This window comes from Corallococcus sp. AB030 (assembly GCF_003668965.1).
GTDB lineage: Bacteria > Myxococcota > Myxococcia > Myxococcales > Myxococcaceae > Corallococcus > Corallococcus exiguus.
Genome location: NZ_RAWQ01000526.1, coordinates 1 through 401, shown reverse-complemented (window position 1 = coordinate 401; position 401 = coordinate 1). Strand labels below are relative to the sequence as shown.

Genomic DNA, 401 nt, shown 5'->3' with positions numbered 1-401 from the left:
ATCTTAGCTTATAATTCTTTTGAAAGATGAGGTGCTTCTTATGAAAAAGACAAAGACATACTTAAAGAATTTTGTAGGAACAAGTTATGAGGTTGGAACACAGATTGGGAATTGGATTTTATCGGAACCTAATTTATTGAAAAGGGTAATCTTACCACCTAATGCATATCCACAAAGTAAATTAAAAGAAATATTTACTTTTCTTGATCGATATTGCAGTGGTGCAAATGAGGAAATCGAAGGATTCGTAGATACAGTTGGAATTTCCAAAGAACAAGCAATTTTTTATGCAATGACATATTTAGAACGTGGATGTAGCTTAATGTCTGCAGTACCAAACAAGATTGAAAATGGCCACACTTTGATGGCACGTAACTACGATTTTAATGATGAGATGGAAG

The 401-nt window shown here is 33.2% G+C and carries 1 protein-coding gene; it reads left to right on the top strand.

The genetic code is table 11. From position 1 onward, the window contains the following. Positions 1–40: 40 nt before the first annotated feature. Positions 41–401: hypothetical protein (locus D7Y15_RS43905; protein ID WP_199746090.1), on the top strand; the 361-nt coding region annotated here is incomplete at its 3' end.